The 17,902-nt window shown below is 54.1% G+C and carries 20 protein-coding genes and 3 pseudogenes; 4 read left to right on the top strand and 19 right to left on the bottom strand.

All coding sequences use genetic code 11. The annotated features are described in order from the left end of the window. Positions 1-22: 22 nt before the first annotated feature. Positions 23-283, bottom strand: coding sequence for an IS66 family insertion sequence element accessory protein TnpB (gene tnpB, locus RMR21_RS01535; protein WP_498668975.1), 261 nt, complete (start codon positions 281-283; stop codon positions 23-25). A gap of 51 nt (positions 284-334) precedes the next feature. Between tnpB (RMR21_RS01535) and RMR21_RS01530 the strand changes: the two genes are divergently transcribed. Next, positions 335-1,524, top strand: a protein-coding gene (locus RMR21_RS01530) for an IS3 family transposase (RefSeq protein ID WP_498668974.1) whose coding sequence is annotated in 2 segments (ribosomal slippage) — positions 335-587 and positions 587-1,524 — 1,191 coding nt in all. Because the reading frame shifts where the segments join, the coding sequence is not laid out codon by codon here. Positions 1,525-1,539: 15 nt separating this feature from the next. Here RMR21_RS01530 and tnpB (RMR21_RS01525) read toward each other — a convergent pair. From tnpB (RMR21_RS01525) to tssI, 11 genes and pseudogenes are all read right to left on the bottom strand, one after another. Continuing rightward, complete coding sequence (tnpB, locus tag RMR21_RS01525; RefSeq protein ID WP_498668973.1) at positions 1,540-1,644, bottom strand: IS66 family insertion sequence element accessory protein TnpB; 105 nt, start codon at positions 1,642-1,644, stop codon at positions 1,540-1,542. Beyond that, positions 1,641-2,051: an IS66-like element accessory protein TnpA gene (gene tnpA, locus RMR21_RS01520; protein WP_498667442.1), complete on the bottom strand. Its 411-nt coding sequence runs from the start codon at positions 2,049-2,051 to the stop codon at positions 1,641-1,643. Before tnpA ends, tnpB (RMR21_RS01525) begins: the two co-directional genes overlap by 4 nt. A gap of 79 nt (positions 2,052-2,130) precedes the next feature. Beyond that, positions 2,131-2,670 (bottom strand): annotated as a pseudogene (locus RMR21_RS01515) (transposase); the annotation flags it as partial. A gap of 71 nt (positions 2,671-2,741) precedes the next feature. Then, positions 2,742-2,873 (bottom strand): annotated as a pseudogene (locus tag RMR21_RS01510) (recombinase family protein); the annotation flags it as partial. Positions 2,874-3,093: 220 nt separating this feature from the next. Beyond that, entirely contained in the window at positions 3,094-3,534 is a 441-nt protein-coding gene (locus RMR21_RS01505; RefSeq protein WP_498668972.1) for an SMI1/KNR4 family protein, read from the bottom strand. 24 nt (positions 3,535-3,558) lie between these two features. Next, positions 3,559-3,996, bottom strand: coding sequence for a tetratricopeptide repeat protein (locus RMR21_RS01500; protein ID WP_498668971.1), 438 nt, complete (start codon positions 3,994-3,996; stop codon positions 3,559-3,561). Continuing rightward, positions 3,989-4,438: a tetratricopeptide repeat protein gene (locus RMR21_RS01495; protein WP_498668970.1), complete on the bottom strand. Its 450-nt coding sequence runs from the start codon at positions 4,436-4,438 to the stop codon at positions 3,989-3,991. The genes RMR21_RS01500 and RMR21_RS01495 overlap by 8 nt, the downstream gene beginning before the upstream one ends. Positions 4,439-4,445: 7 nt before the next feature. Next, on the bottom strand, positions 4,446-6,068 hold the full coding sequence (locus tag RMR21_RS01490) for a PAAR-like domain-containing protein (RefSeq protein WP_498668969.1): 1,623 nt from the start codon (positions 6,066-6,068) through the stop codon (positions 4,446-4,448). After that, entirely contained in the window at positions 6,068-7,123 is a 1,056-nt protein-coding gene (locus RMR21_RS01485; RefSeq protein ID WP_498668968.1) for a DUF2169 family type VI secretion system accessory protein, read from the bottom strand. Before RMR21_RS01485 ends, RMR21_RS01490 begins: the two co-directional genes overlap by 1 nt. Before the next feature lie 12 nt (positions 7,124-7,135). Further along, complete coding sequence (locus RMR21_RS01480) at positions 7,136-7,573, bottom strand: hypothetical protein (protein ID WP_498668966.1); 438 nt, start codon at positions 7,571-7,573, stop codon at positions 7,136-7,138. 827 nt (positions 7,574-8,400) lie between these two features. Then, positions 8,401-10,504: pseudogene (gene tssI, locus RMR21_RS01475) on the bottom strand (type VI secretion system tip protein TssI/VgrG); the annotation flags it as partial. Between the two features lie 206 nt (positions 10,505-10,710). On the opposite strand from tssI, the gene RMR21_RS01470 reads away from it, so the two are divergent. Then, positions 10,711-11,658 carry a hypothetical protein gene (locus RMR21_RS01470; RefSeq protein ID WP_498668965.1) on the top strand — a complete coding sequence of 316 codons (948 nt, stop codon included), beginning with the start codon at positions 10,711-10,713 and terminating at the stop codon, positions 11,656-11,658. Positions 11,659-11,663: 5 nt separating this feature from the next. On the opposite strand, the gene RMR21_RS01465 is transcribed toward RMR21_RS01470, so the two are convergent. The 6 genes from RMR21_RS01465 to RMR21_RS01440 all read right to left on the bottom strand — a co-directional run bounded on the left by RMR21_RS01465 (position 11,664) and on the right by RMR21_RS01440 (position 15,583). Further along, positions 11,664-12,287, bottom strand: a complete 624-nt coding sequence (locus RMR21_RS01465) for a hypothetical protein (protein WP_498668964.1) — start codon at positions 12,285-12,287, stop codon at positions 11,664-11,666. Positions 12,288-12,342: 55 nt separating this feature from the next. Then, positions 12,343-12,996 (bottom strand): hypothetical protein, encoded by a 654-nt coding sequence (locus RMR21_RS01460; RefSeq protein WP_498670240.1) that lies wholly within the window; start codon positions 12,994-12,996, stop codon positions 12,343-12,345. Continuing rightward, a complete protein-coding gene (locus tag RMR21_RS01455) occupies positions 12,905-13,240 on the bottom strand; it encodes a phage portal protein (RefSeq protein ID WP_498670207.1) in 336 nt (111 codons plus the stop codon). The genes RMR21_RS01460 and RMR21_RS01455 overlap by 92 nt, the downstream gene beginning before the upstream one ends. A gap of 191 nt (positions 13,241-13,431) precedes the next feature. Then, complete coding sequence (locus RMR21_RS01450) at positions 13,432-14,298, bottom strand: terminase TerL endonuclease subunit (protein WP_498668963.1); 867 nt, start codon at positions 14,296-14,298, stop codon at positions 13,432-13,434. Then, positions 14,253-15,146 (bottom strand): terminase large subunit domain-containing protein, encoded by an 894-nt coding sequence (locus tag RMR21_RS01445; protein ID WP_498668962.1) that lies wholly within the window; start codon positions 15,144-15,146, stop codon positions 14,253-14,255. Before RMR21_RS01445 ends, RMR21_RS01450 begins: the two co-directional genes overlap by 46 nt. Further along, positions 15,125-15,583: a hypothetical protein gene (locus tag RMR21_RS01440; RefSeq protein WP_498668961.1), complete on the bottom strand. Its 459-nt coding sequence runs from the start codon at positions 15,581-15,583 to the stop codon at positions 15,125-15,127. The genes RMR21_RS01445 and RMR21_RS01440 overlap by 22 nt, the downstream gene beginning before the upstream one ends. A gap of 145 nt (positions 15,584-15,728) precedes the next feature. Here RMR21_RS01440 and RMR21_RS01435 point away from each other — a divergent pair, with 145 nt between their 5' ends. After that, positions 15,729-16,544 carry a hypothetical protein gene (locus RMR21_RS01435; RefSeq protein WP_498668960.1) on the top strand — a complete coding sequence of 272 codons (816 nt, stop codon included), beginning with the start codon at positions 15,729-15,731 and terminating at the stop codon, positions 16,542-16,544. Here RMR21_RS01435 and RMR21_RS01430 read toward each other — a convergent pair. Beyond that, positions 16,520-16,708 carry an HNH endonuclease gene (locus RMR21_RS01430; protein ID WP_498670206.1) on the bottom strand — a complete coding sequence of 63 codons (189 nt, stop codon included), beginning with the start codon at positions 16,706-16,708 and terminating at the stop codon, positions 16,520-16,522. The genes RMR21_RS01435 and RMR21_RS01430 overlap by 25 nt on opposite strands. A gap of 86 nt (positions 16,709-16,794) precedes the next feature. On the opposite strand from RMR21_RS01430, the gene RMR21_RS01425 reads away from it, so the two are divergent. Then, a protein-coding gene (locus tag RMR21_RS01425) for an IS3 family transposase (protein ID WP_498668958.1) occupies positions 16,795-17,882 on the top strand; the annotation gives its coding sequence in 2 pieces (ribosomal slippage) (positions 16,795-17,044 and positions 17,044-17,882; 1,089 coding nt in all). Positions 17,883-17,902 lie beyond the last annotated feature (20 nt).

Genomic DNA, 17,902 nt, shown 5'->3' with positions numbered 1-17,902 from the left:
CCAGCGATTCCAGCGTTTTTGCTCATCCGGCTGAGGTCGGTCTCCACGTTTTTTTTGGCATCCGCCAGTCGATACCTTCCAGCAAATAACTGAGCTGCGCCGGCGTAATCACGACCGTCCCATCGGCCGCCGACGGCCATATGAAGCGTCCCCGTTCCAGCTTCTTCGTGAACAGGCATGCTCCCTGGCCATCATGCCAGATGACCTTGATCAGGCCGCCGCCACGACCCCGGAAGACGAACAGATGCCCGCACATCGGATCGCGCTTCAGCTGACCTGCCACTGAGAATTTCCTCCAGATTCGATTATAGTCCGGCTCATCGAGGACGGACTTATGAAGAAGCAGAGATTTACGGAAGAGCAGATTATTGGTGTGCTGAAGGAGCAGGAGGCGGGCGTTAAGGCCGCTGATCTTTGCCGCAAGCACGGTATTTCCGAGGCGACCTTTTATAATTGGAAGGCCAAATACGGCGGCATGGAGGTGTCGGAGGCCAAGCGTCTGAAGGCGCTTGAGGACGAGAATGCAAAGCTGAAGAAGTTGTTGGCCGAGCAGATGCTGGATGTTGCCGCTCTTCGTGAGCTTCTTGGAAAAAAATGGTAGGGCCTGCCGCCAAGCGTGAAGCCGTCACGCATCTGAAGGTCACAATGGGGCTTTCGGAGCGGCGGGCCTGCCAGATCATATCTGCCGACCGCAAGACGGTCCGTTATCAATCCAGTCGACCACCTGAGTTAGAGCTGCGAGCGAAGTTGCGCGATCTGGCCAATGAGCGCCGCCGGTTCGGCTATCGTCGATTGTTCGTCTTGCTTCGACGAGACGGAGAGCCGTCTGGTATCAATCGCATCTACCGGCTATATCGCGAGGAAGGTCTTTCCGTGCGCAAGCGGAAAGGCAGGCGTCGTGCTGTCGGTACGCGTGCGCCGATCCTCGTCGAAGCAAAGGCAAATGCCCGCTGGTCGCTGGATTTCGTCCACGACCAGTTCGCCTGCGGCAGACGCTTCCGTGTCCTCAATGTGGTCGACGATGTCACGCGCGAATGCCTGGCGGCGATCCCGGACACATCGATCTCCGGCCGCCGTGTCGCGCGAGAACTGACGACGCTTATCGAGCGACGGGGCAAGCCCGGCATGATTGTCTCAGACAATGGGACCGAACTAACCTCGAATGCCATCCTTGCCTGGTCAAAGGATCATAAGGTTGAGTGGCACTACATTGCGCCGGGAAGACCGATGCAAAACGGCTATGTCGAGAGTTTTAACGGCCGCATGCGCGACGAACTGCTCAATGAAAGTTTGTTCTTTGGGCTCGATCATGCCCGCAGCGCCATTGCGGAATGGGCCGACGACTATAACAATTTCCGGCCGCACTCATCGCTCGGATACCAGACCCCGGCGGACTATGCCGGGATCATCGCCGCAACCGGCTCCAACGCTACGCAAAGTGGAAGCTTCGCGTTGCCGCCGGTTGCTCCCACCGCGCCATTTGGCGTATCAAAAACCGCCGAGGCTCTAATCGCAGCCGGATGAAACTTCAGTGGCAGGTCACAGCGTCTCTTGCACCATCAGCGACAAACCGGGAAAGCCTTTGCGCATGTCCGTATGGCCGGTTGCCAACCAGACCTTCACACTAGCAGGAACAGGGATCATCGTCGCCCCAGCACACAATCGAGAATGCGGCCAAGCGCCTCCGCGTCTATGTCGCTGTCCACGCGGACACGGCGATCGCGGCCCAGCTCAATCGTCACATCGCTACGCTTCCGACGGGGTTGCGATGGGGCTGGCGCTTCTAAGGCGGCGGGCTGGGCTGCCGGCGCGGCCTCCGAAACGATCACGGGCACCAAGGTGCTCGATACCTGCTTCGACGGCTCCTCGATCCGGCAGAGTTCCTTGCGCCACCGAAAGAGCTGGCTAACGTGGATGCCGGCCGCACGGGCAATCTCGGAAAGAACCGCACCAGGCTCAAGGCAGGCTGCAACCAGCCGCTCTTTGTCCTCGCGAGACCAGCGCCGACGGCGCTCGACAGACGTGATCACTTCAATCGGATGCTTGGTCATAGGACTACTCCTAGTGTTTGCACTAGGACTTCCGATGTTCGCATCAACCTCGCAAGACGGCCCTCACCGTGGGCTTACACTCCAGCTCGCGGTAGATGCGGTAGACACGCTTGTGGTTCCAGCGATGTCCTCGGACATTCCGTAGGTATAGAAAGCACAGGCCAAAGCCCCAAGTCTTCTTTGCCCGCGTCAGCCCGATCAGGAGATCGGCGATCTGCTCGTTCTCGTCGTTCAGCTTGGCGCTGTAGCGATAGCAGGTCTCGCTGACCTGGAAGGTGCGGCAGGCAAGCGCAATGCTCACCCCGCGTAATGCCACTGCTTTCCCGGCCATCTCTCGGCGTTGAGATGGCCGCGTCATTTTTTTCCCAAAGCCTCCTTCAGCAGTTCCGCTTGCATGCTCATCTCCGCATACATCTTCTTCAGCCGACGGTTCTCATCCTCCAGAGCTTTCATCTGGCTGATCATCGATGCGTCCATGCCCCCATACTTGGCCCGCCATTTGTAAAATGAGGCCGTGCTCATCCCGTGCTCCCGGCATAGCTCGGGAACGGGAACACCTCCTTCTGCCTGACCGCCGGATGGCCATTATCTGCGGTTCGCTAAATCTGCTCGTCTTCATCAAAAATCTCCTCGATCATAAAGCCCGAGAAAATTCTACTTTTGAAGCCCGTTAATTTGCGGGGGGATTACCCGACTTTCGCGAGCGCCGCCGGATACCTTTTCCGAGCGAACGATCTCGCAGCCTTCATTTCGAAGCCGCTCAAGCTGAACCTCCAAATCCTGATCAATGGTGCTAACGCGTGCGTAACCGATGCGAGCCATATTGTAACCTCAAGGTTTAGGCCTCAGGCTACCCTGTCACAAATAGTCGCTGTCAACCCAGATGTTACACCAAGAACAGTAACATGCCGCCCGTCACGTTAGGGTATACCTTAATGTGACACGACCAACATTGGCGCCCCTCGCCGAATGCTGGTCGTGCATACGAGTAATTCAGCCTATGCCGACTTCGATTACGTTTGAATACGAGTTTTTATTTCATTCAAGAAAAAATCACCGAAGCGATCAGTTCGGGCGGGTTGCTTTCGTCGTTAGATGGCGACCACAAAACTACTGCGTATTCTCCATCGTTTGACCTATTCGACGCATCAAAGCAAAACATAGGGCCGTACCCACTGCTCATAATAGGTACAAGATGGTGAGGGAGCCCAGCAGACTCTCTGTCGTCTAATGTCCGCCACGTCATACTTGACACACAAGTGCCGGGGACTTTATTTGCAATTATCCCATAAAACTCAGCGTCGCTCAATGCGACTACTCCAAGATGTTTGAGAAACGCTTCATCACTTGGTGGAAACTTTAACCCGATCATCTCAGAGGATTTCAGTAAATCGTCTTGGCTTGCGGGGCCAAAAAAATCCGCTTGTGATTTTTTGGCGTCGAGGATTTCTACTGCGTCTTCGAAGCTGCCTAATCCGCTCATTCCATGTCACCAACTAAAGCGGGATTACACGAGCTTTTCATGCACTAGAAATGAAAGATATTTTGGGTCTGACTCACCAAATATCTCCTCACCTTCTAACATATACGCGCGTAGTAGGTGATCCTTTGCCTCATCAGTGAGCCCCAACTCATAAAAAGAGGCTCCGAGTCCGAATTGAACGAACGCATTGGAAAATCCATCACTGCTTGATTCTGCTTCTCTAAATGACAACAATGAGCTGTCGAATTCATTAAGCTGAAGAAACGCGTCTCCGATTGAGGCATTTAACCAAACTGACGCATCCCATATTCGTTTCGGATTTGGCAAAAGGTCAAGCGCCTGTTGCCAGGCACTTATCGCTTCAGTTGAGGAGCCGAGCTCGATATGCTCGTCACCTATTGCTGAAAGACGAACTACCTCTTGGTAAATGTCATCTGGGAGTTCGTTTTGATTTTTACTCACTGTTTGCCTTCTCTTTCAAATAAAATTCCAAATATTGTTTTTGTTCCCCAGCAAATCCTTGCTTTCCAAACAACTCATATATTCTTGAAAACACGTAATACGCTCTCTCTTTGTCTCCAAGTTTGTACATAGCTTCACCTTCAGTCATCAAAACAAGATGATCCTCATGATTTGGATCGCCGTACATTTTCGCCATGATATCGATCCATTTTGAAGCATTGTCCTTATCACCGAGATCGACGTAGTCTTGGACAAAACTAGCTGAAAGGCTTTGAGGGTAATAATCCCACGTTTCCTTGGGTTCCGGTATTAGCTCCCAAGCTTGCAACCCTAGTTGAATGGACACCGCAAGATCGCCGTCCTGGAATCTCGTGCCGGACAACTCTAACAGGTTGTCAATTTGAGCTTTTACGTCTTTCTCTATCTCGGGCTTTCTGGTCATATGATCCTCAATTTGCAGGCGGCAGATACCGAGATGGGGTTTGGCCTCCACGGCTCGAATTTGATGGCCCCCATTCAAACCTATAATTGTCAGAGTTCAACATCCAATCTCGAACTTCTTGTGACCGAGCACCTTGGAAGCGTCCAGTAGTGTTCCAATAATCAACGGCGTCTACGGGATTATGCCCCATATGTGTCTGGGGTGAGTCCACAGGTCTCCACACATTGTTTTCCTTGTCAAAAAACTCATCCTGTCCTCTGCGGTTCGTGCGTAACAAACCCTCCTTACGCGTTCTCTTTCGGACTTCGTTGCCGGTACGTGATGTCTTGGACGGTGTGTTGCCAAGATACTGTCTGCGGAGGCTAACGCGCCGAGTGCTTCTAGCACCCCCCTCTCCACCAAGACTCGCTACAGCTCTGTTGGCGCCTTTAACATTTTTTGCTGCTGTTTCGGCGGCTTCCTCCGCAGCATCAACGGCTGCCTTTTCAGCGGCCTTTACACCAAGCTTCTCGGCGACCTTTGCCGCCCCAGGAATCGGTATCGCGCCTATCGCATGTATTGTGCCCAATATCGGATGGCCTGAAGCGTAGGCACGATATGCTTCGTTCCCTGAAAGCGTGTTTCCAACACCGGGAGCGAAACCTGCGATACCGCTGACTTTCTCACCCCATTGCAACGCTTGGTATCGATCTACACCCCACGACATCAATCTATCTTGGACAGAGCTTTTGATACTCTCTGTCCAAGACGGCTCATATGGCTTAATTTCAGACGGGCCAGAGCCAAGCGAGAAAGGCTGTACATTACCTTTTCCGCTGTTCACATAATCCATTTCCTCGCCGAGTTTATCGTTAGATGCCCAGCCGACGCCGTTCGGATTTGTGTTCCAGCCTCCATCATCCGCACGTTTGTAGCCCTTGGACGCGGCATAATCCGCGATCTGCTCTTCACGGGTTTTACTTTTATCATGCTCATCGTTTCCATCCGGCGCCGGAGAGGTTTGCGTAGATTTGACGTGGATATACTCTCCGGGACAATTACCGCTATTCAGAGTGCAGCGATCGGAATGGCGTTGCACCGGAATGCCATTTGCTCGCACGATAGCCGACGACGTAACTGGCTCAACGACATCTTCAACTGTACCAGACTTTACACCTTTCCCTATGCCGGGCTCGTCACCATAGCAGCAGGAAAACTTCGAATCGTGCCGCTTGATCACCTTGCCGTTGGAGCGGACGTTTGGAGAGTAGTTCGTCTTGTCATCCGCCTTGCCCCAACTCATATATGGAATGGGCTTGTCAGGTGTGCGGCAGACATCCGGTGAAAGACAAACGGCGTAGACATCGCCCTCATCAGGGACTAGCTCCGGGGGATGTGGGTCAGGAGCGGTCGGAGGGGGCTGTTTGGCTTTGGCCACTTCATCTTCGCGAAGTTTCTTTTCAAGTGCTTCGTCTTGAAACTCTACGTACGTATCTACATCGTAAGGGTCTCTAGCCTGATAGAAGTGATTACCGCCGCGGTTCCAGTAAACAGGTTGGTTTGTAACGAGATTATTTCTTCCAATTGCACCTGTGCTGAACGCTTCAGCCGTAACATCTCGCCGATCCAAGGTGATAGGGGTCGTTTGCACTAGGCGGACTCCCTTTTTCGATGCAAAGAAAGAATTGGTAAACCGCGCCGATCAGGCCATGGAAACCCGACACGCCAAGTTAAGAAAACGCGGCCAACGCCAGGGCGCATATCGAAGTGTACGCCATCCAAAACCATAGGGCCGACGTCCATTCCCTCCCCCTGATCTAACGAGATCATCGGTACGATTTCCGGCAGGAACCCACTTAAACGCTCGAACCCCGGCAGAAGACGATGTAATTCAAAAGGCTCGTGACCGTACAGCCATTGGTCCGTGACTTGATCCCGTGGAGCGGCTTGCCAGAAAGAGTAGTTAAAATCCGGTGGTAGAAGTGGGTGGCATCTCTGCAACCACTCATCATCGTATGTTCCAGCGAGGTCAGCTCGATCTTTCCAAAACGGAGAGATCGGACCAAGACCGGCAGGTTTCGGCCTATCGCTAACTGCACGGATTGGCTCAGCCTCATCCTCGATTTGTGGGGCAGGCCAGTCATGCTGCTCTTTAAAGCGGGTCTCGTCCACGAGGCCGATACCGACAGGATTCGCCTCTATCGTTTCATCTTGCAGCCGACCGCCAAACGCCAAACGCCAGTCCAATGGGACATAGGGCACTGGATCCCCTGCGGTCAGCTCCCAGCCGTCCAACGCATCTTCTTGTTGGCGATCTATCAGCCCGCGCCAAGTTTTACGTGTTTTTGCCCTCCAATAACGCGGGCCGTGAACACGCAAACGTTTTTCGATGGGCCCAACCTGCAGGCCACATGTCCATGATGACGAGGGCGCGCCGTTCGGGGGAAAAGCGGCACCTATGAAGGTTACGTCGGTTCCGGGTTTAAACGGTGCGAGGTCTGTGCAGGCCATCTGCGGCGTCTGGTGTGGATCTCCATCGTAGACATCAGACATGACAAGAGGTTGTTGCTCGTCCGCTAGTTTCAAGGGACCACCATTGGTCAGCTTGAATGTTCCCCGTGCGACGACCACACCCATAAGATCGCCGACCAAGTTGTATTGGCGAAAAGCAAGAGCTGGGAATGGTGTGTGATTGTCGACAGACATGGAATCGACCTATTACCGCTTAAGGGAGAAAATAATATTTCTCAGGCAGGCTTCACTGCCTGTTGAAAATCCGAAGGACAGCGATGTCAAACTCGTTTCTTCGCTAAAATACTGGACCGGATTAGGGTTTTCCGGAGATGGGGGAGCATCTATTTTCATCATAGGATAGGCAGCCAAAACGTCATCAAGATCAAAGCATGCGTCAGACTTTAGATGGATAATGAGTATCGCTCCTGCGATTGCGCCCGAACCTTCAATCGGCTCGCGATAGGAAATTTCATCAGTCGGCAAACCTCGTAAATCTACGTCGCGAGCCTGAAATAGGTCGAACGCTGAGGTTTGCCCATCGGGAGTAAGCGTGAAGCCGAATGTCTTCTCCAGCGCGTCCTTCGTGCCAATATTTTTGGAGTTAAGGTCAGAAACAACATTCTGCAAAACTTCCAATGACATCTTATTTCCCGACATATCACTTTTCCCAGAGCGAACCAATTTGACCGTCAATTACTTACCCCCAAAATTTTTATCGTAGGCATCTCCGTAGTAGTCTTTATATAACTGCCCAGTCCGCGAGTTTTTTGTATTGCTCCCCATATCCCTTCCAATGACTGCTCGACCTGTCTCGGTCGACCATTTTCCACTTTGAACGTTGTCAAAAACAATATTGTAAGAGGGGATGCTTGAGGGGTTACCGGCGACGTCAATCTTTGTCTTGCTGTTCCAGTATATTTCCCGCTGAACCTGAATGTTGTTCATGGTGGCTGCACCCTCGCCTGAGAGCATCCCGTTAACATAGGCCGCGCGGCTGGTGGGGTTTTCAGCATATGGATTTACTGCATGACCCGCCTCATGAGACAACGCCATCGCCAATTTTTTCGGATTTTCATAGTTCTCAGCGGCGATTGTGATCACCTTTGCTTTGTCGTCGGTGTAGCTTCCTTTGCCTGCTGGTCCCTTCGCAATGGTCCATCCAAGCTTTTCAAGATTTTGAAGCTGTTGTGTCAATGTTGGTGATTGATTGATCAGCGATTGGCTATTCTTATCAAACGCGCGGTTTGGTTTGGGATTGGCTCCTTTAGTCGCCGGGGCCGGGGCCGGGGCCGGGGCTAATTGACCGGATGGCTTGTTAAGATCAACGACTGAACCATTTAGCTGAGCAGGTCCTGAAGCCGTGAAATTAAAGTTCGTACCGAGAATAATAACGGTGCCGTCTTTTCTCATAATGAACTTTGACGCACCGCATTCGATGACGAACTCTTCTCCGACAATCGTTTTCTTGAATTTCCCGATATTTTCAATCGACGTTTGGCCGACATTGGTAACCTTGCTGACCCCGATCTGCTCCGTTTGTGCGACGCCAACCGACGTGGACTGAAACGCACCGATGATGGTGTTCATAATGCCGGGAAGCGGGAACAGGCTCGATGCATCCGATCCAATACCCGTGCCTGACCCCGCAAGCGCTGTGCCTGCGTCGGAACGGGGGCTTGGGCCGGAGACGACGCCCTCGCGCGATGACATGCCACCAGCGCCGAGGAAGCCAAGCGCCGATGATGCAAGTGACGTGGCAAAAGCTGCAACACCCGGCCCCCCAGCGCCTGCAATCTGGGCGGCCTGACTGAGGAGACCTGCTGTCTGGCCTGACAGCGCCTGCACGCCTGCCATGGCCATCATCGCCATCGGCCCAGTGCCACCGACGACTGTATTCACCGATCCACCGATCTCATGCTTCTGGTTGCCTGAGACCTCTACAGCACGGTTGCCGCCGACGGATGCGACTTCATGACGGTCGATGCGCTTGGTACGGTCGTTCAGGACACGGGTCGTCTGGTCCTTCTGGGCATGGAAGAACTGGTTCTCCTTGCCTGCTTCATCCTCGAAGGTGATTTCGTTGAAGCCATCGCCCTTGTGCGTGTTGGAGCGCAGGACCATGCGGGTCTTGTTGGCGGGAAGGTCGTAAGGCACCGAATTTTTTGGGTTGTTGACCACGCCCGTCACCAGTGGGCGGTCTGGATCACCATCAACAAAGGCGACCATGACCTCCATGCCGATGCGCGGAATGACCTGCGCACCCCATGTGCCTCCGCCCCATGCCTGACTGACCCGAACCCAGCACGTGTCCGTCCCATCCTTCTTGGCCCTGCGGTCCCACGGGAACCACAGCTTGATGCGGCCGTATTGATCCGGGTGGATTTCTTCACCCTCGGGACCCGCGACGATGGCGACCTGCGTGCCCTCGATCTTCGGGCGTTTGGTGGTGCGGTGAGGGGTCAGCGGGACGCGGGCGGGAATGGCCTCAAACTGGTTGCGGTATTCCGGCTCGTTGCTGTTGGTCTCATAGGAGCGGTCCACAATGGTATGGCTGGCCCTGATGATGACGTGCTCTTCGTATTCGTGCTCGGGATGGGCTTCCTCATAAGGGGTAAAGCGGCGACCGGCTTCCAGAATACGCGATGTTGAACCACCGAAGACCCGGTCATGATCGGCCTCTGTCGCCTGGACCCTGAGTTTTTGGGCTCGTTCCGCCTCTTCGACCGTCTTGATCCGGGAAGGGTACTCGTAAAGCTCCCGCTTGGTCGCATCTGGCATTTGTACCAGAGACGGTGTCATCGTGCCCGGCACCATGCTCGGTGTCTCGAAATTCCAGTCTGCGCCAGCGCGCTGGCCCGGCACATAGGAAAAACGACGGGCCCAGTCATTGATGTGGTTGCGATCCGATGATCCCTGTGCCAATCTCACCCTGCCTTCGCCCTGAGCGGACGGCGATGGGTCAAGCCATCCATTGGCGGTATCGGCCACATGCAGCTTGTGAGACCCATCCTCATGGCTGAACCAGTAGAACAGCCCGTCCTCCTGAAAGCGTCTGAAAAGATAGGATAAATCGTCTTCGTTGAACTGCACGCTGTAGATTTGTGCGGGCGGAGGTTTGATGATCCCCGATGTATCCGGTGCGGGAATGCCGTGCTCGGAAAACAGCGTTTCGACGATATCGATCGAGTTCTGGTTCTGCCAGATACGGCAATCGGAACGGCGGGATAAGAGCCACATCTGAGGACGAATGGTCATCGCGTAGGAGCGCAGGCCGCGCGTGATCGGTGGTCCCTCGTGCAGGTCGGTCACCAGACCGTTGAACGGACGGCGGACACCACCACCATCTTCGCCCTGTTGCACTTCGACCGAGACATCAACCAGACGACCGATCAGCTCTTCTGGCTTGACCGCTTCCTTCTTGGCGCGGACATTCAACTGTATCTCGAAGAGTTGTGAAACGCCTTCATTGATCACCATGCGCTCTGGCAGCAACTGGTCTTCGCCCAGCGGCGACTTGACCTTCAAAACACGGCTGGCCTGGATGAATTCGGACGACGAAGGCTGGTCGGTCATGGGGAACCCCGGTGATCGGATGAGATAAATTATCAATCAGCTGTCAAAATCTGGACGGAATGCAATCAATCATTGTGGCAAAACCAAGGAGGTTTGGCCGTTTGTACAACCAATCAGGCGGAAAATCGTTCCCCAGTCCCAAACCCGCCGCAATCTGCCATCTAGTTTTGTGGGGATGGATGCGGTCGGGATAAGAGGATTCGCTGATGGCGCTTGTTGATGTGGACAGCACAATGCCCAAAAGACGGCTGAAGGCGCACAGCCCGCAGACGAAGCATGATGCCGAGGGCTATGGCCTTCATCGTGAAGAGGCCAACGAGCGTCGCGGGGCCGGGTGGTGGGTAAGCCTCAGACGACGCGGGCACAAGATCGTGCGGCTCTTCAAGGACAGCGTCTATGGTTCCGATGAAGCGACTTACTCCGCAGCCCGCGCCTACCGCGATGCGATGATCGAGGCTATACCGCCCGCCACCAATCATGAGCAGGCCGTTCTTCTGCGCAAGACCAACAAGAGCGGCATCTCCGGGGTGCGCCGGATCGAGAGCCGCGAGGGCGACGCGTGGCAGGCGACATTGATGACAAATGACGGTCAGAAGCGCGAGAACTTCTCCGTGTCGAAGTTCGGTGAACTTGCCGCGAAATCGATGGCCATCGCCCAACGCCGCAAATGGCTGGCCGATCTGCCCGTGACACATCTTGCTTATGCCCAACACGCAGCCGACGTGGCGGAAGAGCACTTTGCCGACGATCTTATTCCGGTTAGCGACGTGATGCCGGAGACGCATCTCACAGAGGACGAGATCAAGGCGCGCATCCAGGTGATCAACGACGACTTCGACAGGACGCGACCGAAGCGGCTACGGGTTCGCGTCATGCGATACCATCATAACAGGCTCTCGGTGTTCGTATCGGATGCGGGCAAGTCTGCCAAACGCAAGCTGATGCAGGTTAATACACGCAAGCTTGGCAAGCTTGAGGCTTTGAGCGAGGTCAAATCGAGGATCGAGGCGACGGTTGCGGAAATCTACGACGCGGATACAGCAAGATGGTTTATGGAAGCGCATGGGGAAGCGCTGCTCAAGCCGGAGCAGTTCGATTTAGCCGAAGGGTTCAACGAGCTCGTGTTTATCAACAACGACCGATCCAGCGCCTGATCCGATCATGGGACGCCCGGGCACAGGCGGACCTTGTTGCTCTTCCAGCATTTGCCGTCGCGCTTCATGTCACCCAGATTTGAATGCGCGTGGGTACTTCCCGGCGTCGCATTCCACGTGCCAGAAGCGGTCGAACCATTGATACCAATGTAAGCGAAATACTGGTTACCCTCCATGACAAAGCTGCCCTTGTCGGTGCCATATGGACCCCAGTAGCAAACGCCGTTGATGGCCTTCTTACCATCAACCTCTAGCAGGCAGTTTTTACGATTGGGTGGTGTTTGCTTCGCAGCGGGGTAGGTGTCGGAGGCTTCCGTGTTCGACGCTGGTTTGGCAAAGCACAGCTGGAACTGGGAAAATGGTATTTCGGCGGTAGCCAAGCTTAGAGTGATCGCGTTGTCATTCCAATCAACGATCTTCAGTTCTTTGCCTTTCTTGGCATCATTGAGGATATCGCTCGAAAGTTCATAAAAGCCGTACCATCCAAAATAATCATCGGGATGGCCGTTGGAGATGGAGTCACTGGTCTCATCGATTTTCCAAGAGGTGCGGACCACATCTTTATACGGTCCGTTTTCAACAAATCCGACGAAGTCCTTGCCGGGCGCGCCCATGAAGCCGATGGTCATGTCGCCCTGCTTGGCCTCCACGAAGCAGGTATCACCCCAGTCTTCTTCGCGTTGCTCAAACGTCCAGGACGAGGCCGAAGCAGCAGCGCTCACTGCTGGTGCAAGAGGCGGGTCCCCAAACATAACGCTGCGACCGACGGGGGTAGGCAGCCCGTTGCGACTGTTCTGGCTTTGTGGCGCGGCAAAGGGCGATGTTGTCGAAGCCCGTACCCAGCCCGATAGCATCTGCATAGCTTACCACCGGCAGATACCAAACGGGTTCATTGCCTTGAAAGGTCACGGCCAAAGGTGCTGGTTTATTGGTCGAGATCGCCGTACCCAAAATGGTGGTCACCATGAAGCCACCGCCATCTTCGGCGGTAGCGCCGGGAATCTCGCCGTACAATTCGTCACTGCTGACAACCTTGGAAACGAATTCGATACCACCTGCCCACGCGGTGCCGATTGCAACGTTCGTCGCTTGGCCGACCGACAAATTCCAGTTTTGCTTCGACACGCGAAGTCGGGGGACGATCTTATCGATGCCGATGAGCGTATACTCAATCGCGACCGACTTTCCCGACCATGCCGTGCTGCGAAATGCACAGAACGCCTTTTCGTCAACATCATCAGGTGTGTTAAGGAAAATCTCCAAGCTGTTGCCCTTGTAGTAGGACTGTTCTTCGGCCGCTGCGTCCGAGGTGACCCTCGTAAGACCACCGGTATTCAAGCGTGCCGTTTTGCAAGCGCTTCACACCGACGAGCCCGGGATTAACAGGGGTCAGCGCCAGAACGCCTCGGCTCCCGCGCTCAATCCGGGCGTAGGCGTTACCTCTCAACTCAAGCGACGCGGAGATGAACTCCCAAAAATCCACAGCCGTCTGGTCAAAATTGGGACTGTCATGCAGCAGGCGATACAGAGGATGGTCACGGTAGACCTCGCGATTTCCCTTACTATCGCGCCGGTAAACCATGAGTGGGAGGCTCGCGATCGTTCCAGAAAGCAGGTTTACGCAAGCCCAGGCAGCGGACAGAGACAAAACACTGGAATCTGAAACATGCTCACCGGCGTCGCCAACATTCCCGTGCCAGCCATTCGTGTTTTCGATCGACAGCATCCGCATCACAGATGTTGCAGCCTTGAAGGCAAGTTTTCGAAATGCGTTCACTGAGCACCTGCCATCTCACGGAAATAATCGTCCATACCTGCGTTACCTGAAGCTTCAGGGTTTCTGCCCATCAGCTCGCCAGCGTTGAAGGCCGCGACCAAGGGGTCAATCTTGGAGCTGGCTGTTTTCTTGTCGATGTAGATGTTGCTGCCGCGCTGCTCTGCGCTCGCGTTCTGGACGCACCAGGTCAGTAGGCCAGAGCCGCACTGCTTCATGGTGCCGTTAGCAAGCTTGCGTTCAATCCCGAAGATCGAACCCGACAGCTTGTACCCTTGCGAAACCGCCTTCACCATCGGATCGACGATTGAGTATCCAGCTAGCTCTTCCAGCAAAGCTGTCACGCCGTTCGGGTCAAGCCCGATCGCACCAACCTCTGGTAACTTCCCGGCGTCACGTAGGCTGGCAATGATGGCCGCTGCTTCCTCTACATCCTGAGTGACGCGCTTGCAGATGACCAGGTCGCCATCACGCTCGAAGTCATTCAGCTTCTCGACTATCTCCGGATGACGCTTGAGAACGGACGGTTGCGCCCATGCCTTTGCCCACAGCAACCAGTGGCGCGTGACTTTGTGACGTCCGATTGCTGCCAATCCCCAAAGGTCGAGGAGGCCTCCAACATCGCCACCCACGACAATCACGTCGCACTCGTTGATCAGATACTGAAGGGTAATGCGCTTGTCAGCAGCGGCCTCCCAGTAGTCAGCACCGATCCACCGATCGGAATGCAAGGCCAGGCCAATTTCCACGTTCAAGTGCTGGCTTGCCCAGCGCCGCTCTTCTTCTTCACCCTTCTTCTGGGCGGTCTGCCATTCCTCAATCAGGCGATCCAACGTGATGGAAAGTCCGAGATTTGGCAGAACCATGTGCCAGTTGGATGGATCTTTCCAAGGCTTCTGTCGCTGGTCTGCATTTCTTCCGGGAACTCGTAGAGAACCGGAAGCGTGCTGCCGTCGACAATGGTGCCATCTCGAACACCTCGGGCATATTGCAGTTCAGACTTGAACACGCCCGAGGGCGGCTCGTCGCTTTGCGTGGTAATTATGATCAGGAACGATTCTTTGTTCGGGATCAAACCACCGCTGATCTGACCAAGCACACGCGAGGCGTAGGAGTATGACGACATGATGTGCAGCTCATCGAGCAGAACGCCCGCAGGCTTGGAACCTGTCAGCACCTTCATGTCAAAAGTCTTGATACGCAGCTTCGCCTTATTGAGGCGATCAACTATCTTCTTCTTATGCTCGATGGCGTGAAACCGTTTCGCGAGATACGGATCAGCCTCAATCATGCCCGCCGCCTGCTGATATGCTGTGTCGGCCACGTCCTGCGTCGGACCAATCAGCAGAAACTCAGCGCGAGGGCGCTTATTCATCAGCAGCGCCGTGACCATGATGCCAGCGCCGCCCGTCGTCTTCGAATTTTTCTTCGGTACCAATCCAAAGACGTTGCGAACATGGCGTTCGCCATTCTCGTCGATTGAACCGAAGATTGCGCGAACGATGTGGCGAAACCAATCACCGGCAGCGTCGGCCATGTAGGGTTGGTCGGGAACATCAGGCAGGCGCAGATTATCGAAGATGCCTACCGCGCGATTTCCCTCGTCGAAATCAAGAGGAAGTTCGGGGACGATTGGCCGACCATCGCGAAGCCGCTCGGCCCAGTCCGGGCATGAGAAATTCCAGTCGGCCTTTATTGCAGAAGCGAAGCCCATGGAGTGCCTTCATGCGCCGTATGGGCGTCTCTGTCGGCGGCCTCCTTTTCCCCAACCTTTTCGTCCGGCTCTTTTGCGGGAGCTCTTGGAATTGGAACGGCGGCAGCGCCTTTTTCGATGATGTCGAATATTCTGGAGATCGCGACCGAGTTGCCGGACTTCAATTTCTTAAGCGTGACCTCAAGCGCCATGCCTTCGATCTGGTCCGCGCCTTCGTTGAGCTCACGGGAAAAATTCTTCCGTAACGTCTTCTCATCGCACCGAAGATACCCGGCAATCCGCGCTTGCGTCCAACCCGCCGCCCGAAGTAGGCACACAAGCTCCTGATTTTCATTGCTTTTTCCGAATGACGGTCTGCCGCGGCGATCTTTGATCGGCTCAATTGGCTTGCCGAACAGATCAAGCTCGACACCCTCGCCATTTTTTTCATCGGTCACGGTAAAAAAAATCTCTCGTTGTGGGGGACGCGGGTGCGGGAGAAAGAGGCTTTCCAGACTTCTTGCCCCCCCGACCACTTCAACAGGATGAGGCAAGATAAGATTGGCAAAGTGAGATATCTAATAAATTAGCGAGCGGGTTCCGATGGACGACTTAAACAAGATCAATTCAAAAATAGAAGAATTAAATCGTGAAACGGTTCGCATCAGCAACCAGTCTCAGGCCGTTGAGACTGTTAAGTTCATGTTCGAAGCTGTTCAGAAATCAATGGACAGCTTCACTAGCAGATTAACCATATTTGCCTCAGTTACTGTGGCTGGCCTTGGCCTTGGAACCATTGCAAACGGTTGGTATCAAGTAGAGAGAATTTCTGAGGTAGTGGAGAGCGCTAAAAAAGGCGAATTTCAACGGGACGCGAAGCTCAAGGAATATTTTGATACCAGAAATTTGAAGGCAGTGAATGTCTTTGGCACATTAGATCAACGAAACGTTTTGGAAGGCACCGTAACGGTCGTACCAACAACACTCGCGGATAGAATTATCGGCTACAGAGTGGAAGCACAATTTCCATTTAAAGTCTCGTTTGAAGGTTCAAATTCTATTAAACTTAATTCGTACCACCTGACCTTCTCGGAGAAGTTTACCGGAGCATTTTTCGACAATCTCGATGAGCTCGTTGTTAGAGAGTCACTGAACGGCACGACATCAACCAATGAGATAAACATGGTATCGAGCGTTAAATATAACGTTTCCCACCTCATATCGTTGACCAAAACAGAGTGCGAAAGCGCGTACAGAAAAGTGCACGATCTTGTTAATAACAAAGATTTGGGAACAGTCGCGATCCAGCCATATTTTGAGGTTGAGAGTCAGATCATCAAGGATCATGTTTTTGATATCAAGCTTTCTGAAGCACGGTCGGTTTACGATTGTGATTATCTAAAATCTCTTAGTAAGTAACTTCGCGACCGCTCCTCTCGTTGCTTCAATGTGTCGTGGCATAGCTTGCACAGCGTCTGAAGATTGGTCTCATCGAAGAACACCACCTCATCACCCTTGTGAGGTTTGACGTGGTCGCAGATGAGTTTCGATGTGTTGCCTTCGATCTTGCCGCAGCCTGCCATCTGGCGTGTGAACAGGTAATCCCCCCGCAAATTAACGGGCTTCAAAAGTAGAATTTTCTCGGGCTTTATGATCGAGGAGATTTTTGATGAAGACGAGCAGATTTAGCGAACCGCAGATATTGGCCATCCTGCGCCAGGCAGAAGGTGGTGTTCCAGTTCCCGAGCTATGCCGGGAGCACGGGATGAGCACTGCCTCATTTTACAAATGGCGGGCCAAGTATGGGGGCATGGACGCATCGATGATCAGCCAGATGAAAGCTCTGGAGGATGAGAACCGTCGGCTGAAGAAGATGTATGCGGAGATGAGCATGCAAGCGGAACTGCTCAAAGAGGCTTTGGGAAAAAAATGACGCGGCCATCTCAACGCCGAGAGATGGCCGGGAAAGCAGTGGCATTACGCGGGGTGAGCATTGCGCTTGCCTGCCGCACCTTCCAGGTCAGCGAGACCTGCTATCGCTACAGCGCCAAGCTGAACGACGAGAACGAGCAGATCGCCGATCTCCTGATCGGGCTGACGCGGGCAAAGAAGACTTGGGGCTTTGGCCTGTGCTTTCTATACCTACGGAATGTCCGAGGACATCGCTGGAACCACAAGCGTGTCTACCGCATCTACCGCGAGCTGGAGTTGAACCTCAGGATCAAGCCACGCAAGCGTTTGAAGCGGGACAAGCCCGATGCGTTGACCGTGCCGGAAGCTCCGAACCTGGTCTGGTCCATGGATTTTATGGCGGATCGTTTGGAGGACGGTCGGCAATTCCGACTGTTGAATGTCCTGGACGACTTCAACCGGGAGGGGCTGGGTATCGAGGTGGACTTTTCGCTGCCTGCTGAACGCGTCATCCGCAGCCTGAACCGGATCATCGAATGGCGCGGTAAACCGTTCGCCATTCGTGTGGATAACGGGCCTGAGTATGTCAGTGGCAAACTGATGGAATGGGCCGAAACGCAAGGAATTGCGTTGAGCCACATCCAGCCCGGAAAGCCGCAACAGAACGCCTATGTCGAGCGCTACAACCGCACCGTCCGACATGAATGGCTTGACCAGTACATCATTGAAAGCATCGAGGAGGCGCAGGAATTCGCCACGCAGTGGCTATGGACCTACAACAACGAACGGCCCAATATGGGCATCGGCGGCATAACGCCTGCACAGAAACTAAAAATGGCCGCGTGAGTTCTACTGCGGAGCCCCGT

Origin of the sequence: Agrobacterium sp. rho-8.1 (assembly GCF_033957725.1) — a bacterium.
In the GTDB taxonomy this organism is placed as follows: Bacteria; Pseudomonadota; Alphaproteobacteria; order Rhizobiales; family Rhizobiaceae; genus Agrobacterium.
Note: the sequence above shows the minus strand (reverse complement) of the source record. Positions and strands in the feature narration are given on the sequence as shown.

Coding starts and splice junctions, on each gene's coding strand:
- RMR21_RS01470 (WP_498668965.1), top strand. CDS start 10,711: ATGGCGCTTGTTGATGTGGACAGCACAATGCCCAAAAGACGGCTGAAG.
- RMR21_RS01455 (WP_498670207.1), bottom strand. CDS start 13,240: ATGGTTTACCGGCGCGATAGTAAGGGAAATCGCGAGGTCTACCGTGAC.
- RMR21_RS01445 (WP_498668962.1), bottom strand. CDS start 15,146: ATGGGCTTCGCTTCTGCAATAAAGGCCGACTGGAATTTCTCATGCCCG.
- RMR21_RS01450 (WP_498668963.1), bottom strand. CDS start 14,298: ATGGTTCTGCCAAATCTCGGACTTTCCATCACGTTGGATCGCCTGATT.
- RMR21_RS01505 (WP_498668972.1), bottom strand. CDS start 3,534: ATGAGCGGATTAGGCAGCTTCGAAGACGCAGTAGAAATCCTCGACGCC.
- RMR21_RS01430 (WP_498670206.1), bottom strand. CDS start 16,708: ATGGCAGGCTGCGGCAAGATCGAAGGCAACACATCGAAACTCATCTGC.
- RMR21_RS01435 (WP_498668960.1), top strand. CDS start 15,729: ATGGACGACTTAAACAAGATCAATTCAAAAATAGAAGAATTAAATCGT.
- RMR21_RS01485 (WP_498668968.1), bottom strand. CDS start 7,123: ATGTCTGTCGACAATCACACACCATTCCCAGCTCTTGCTTTTCGCCAA.
- RMR21_RS01495 (WP_498668970.1), bottom strand. CDS start 4,438: ATGACCAGAAAGCCCGAGATAGAGAAAGACGTAAAAGCTCAAATTGAC.
- RMR21_RS01465 (WP_498668964.1), bottom strand. CDS start 12,287: ATGACCATCGGCTTCATGGGCGCGCCCGGCAAGGACTTCGTCGGATTT.
- tnpB (WP_498668973.1), bottom strand. CDS start 1,644: ATGATCCCTGTTCCTGCTAGTGTGAAGGTCTGGTTGGCAACCGGCCAT.
- tnpA (WP_498667442.1), bottom strand. CDS start 2,051: ATGACCAAGCATCCGATTGAAGTGATCACGTCTGTCGAGCGCCGTCGG.
- RMR21_RS01480 (WP_498668966.1), bottom strand. CDS start 7,573: ATGTCATTGGAAGTTTTGCAGAATGTTGTTTCTGACCTTAACTCCAAA.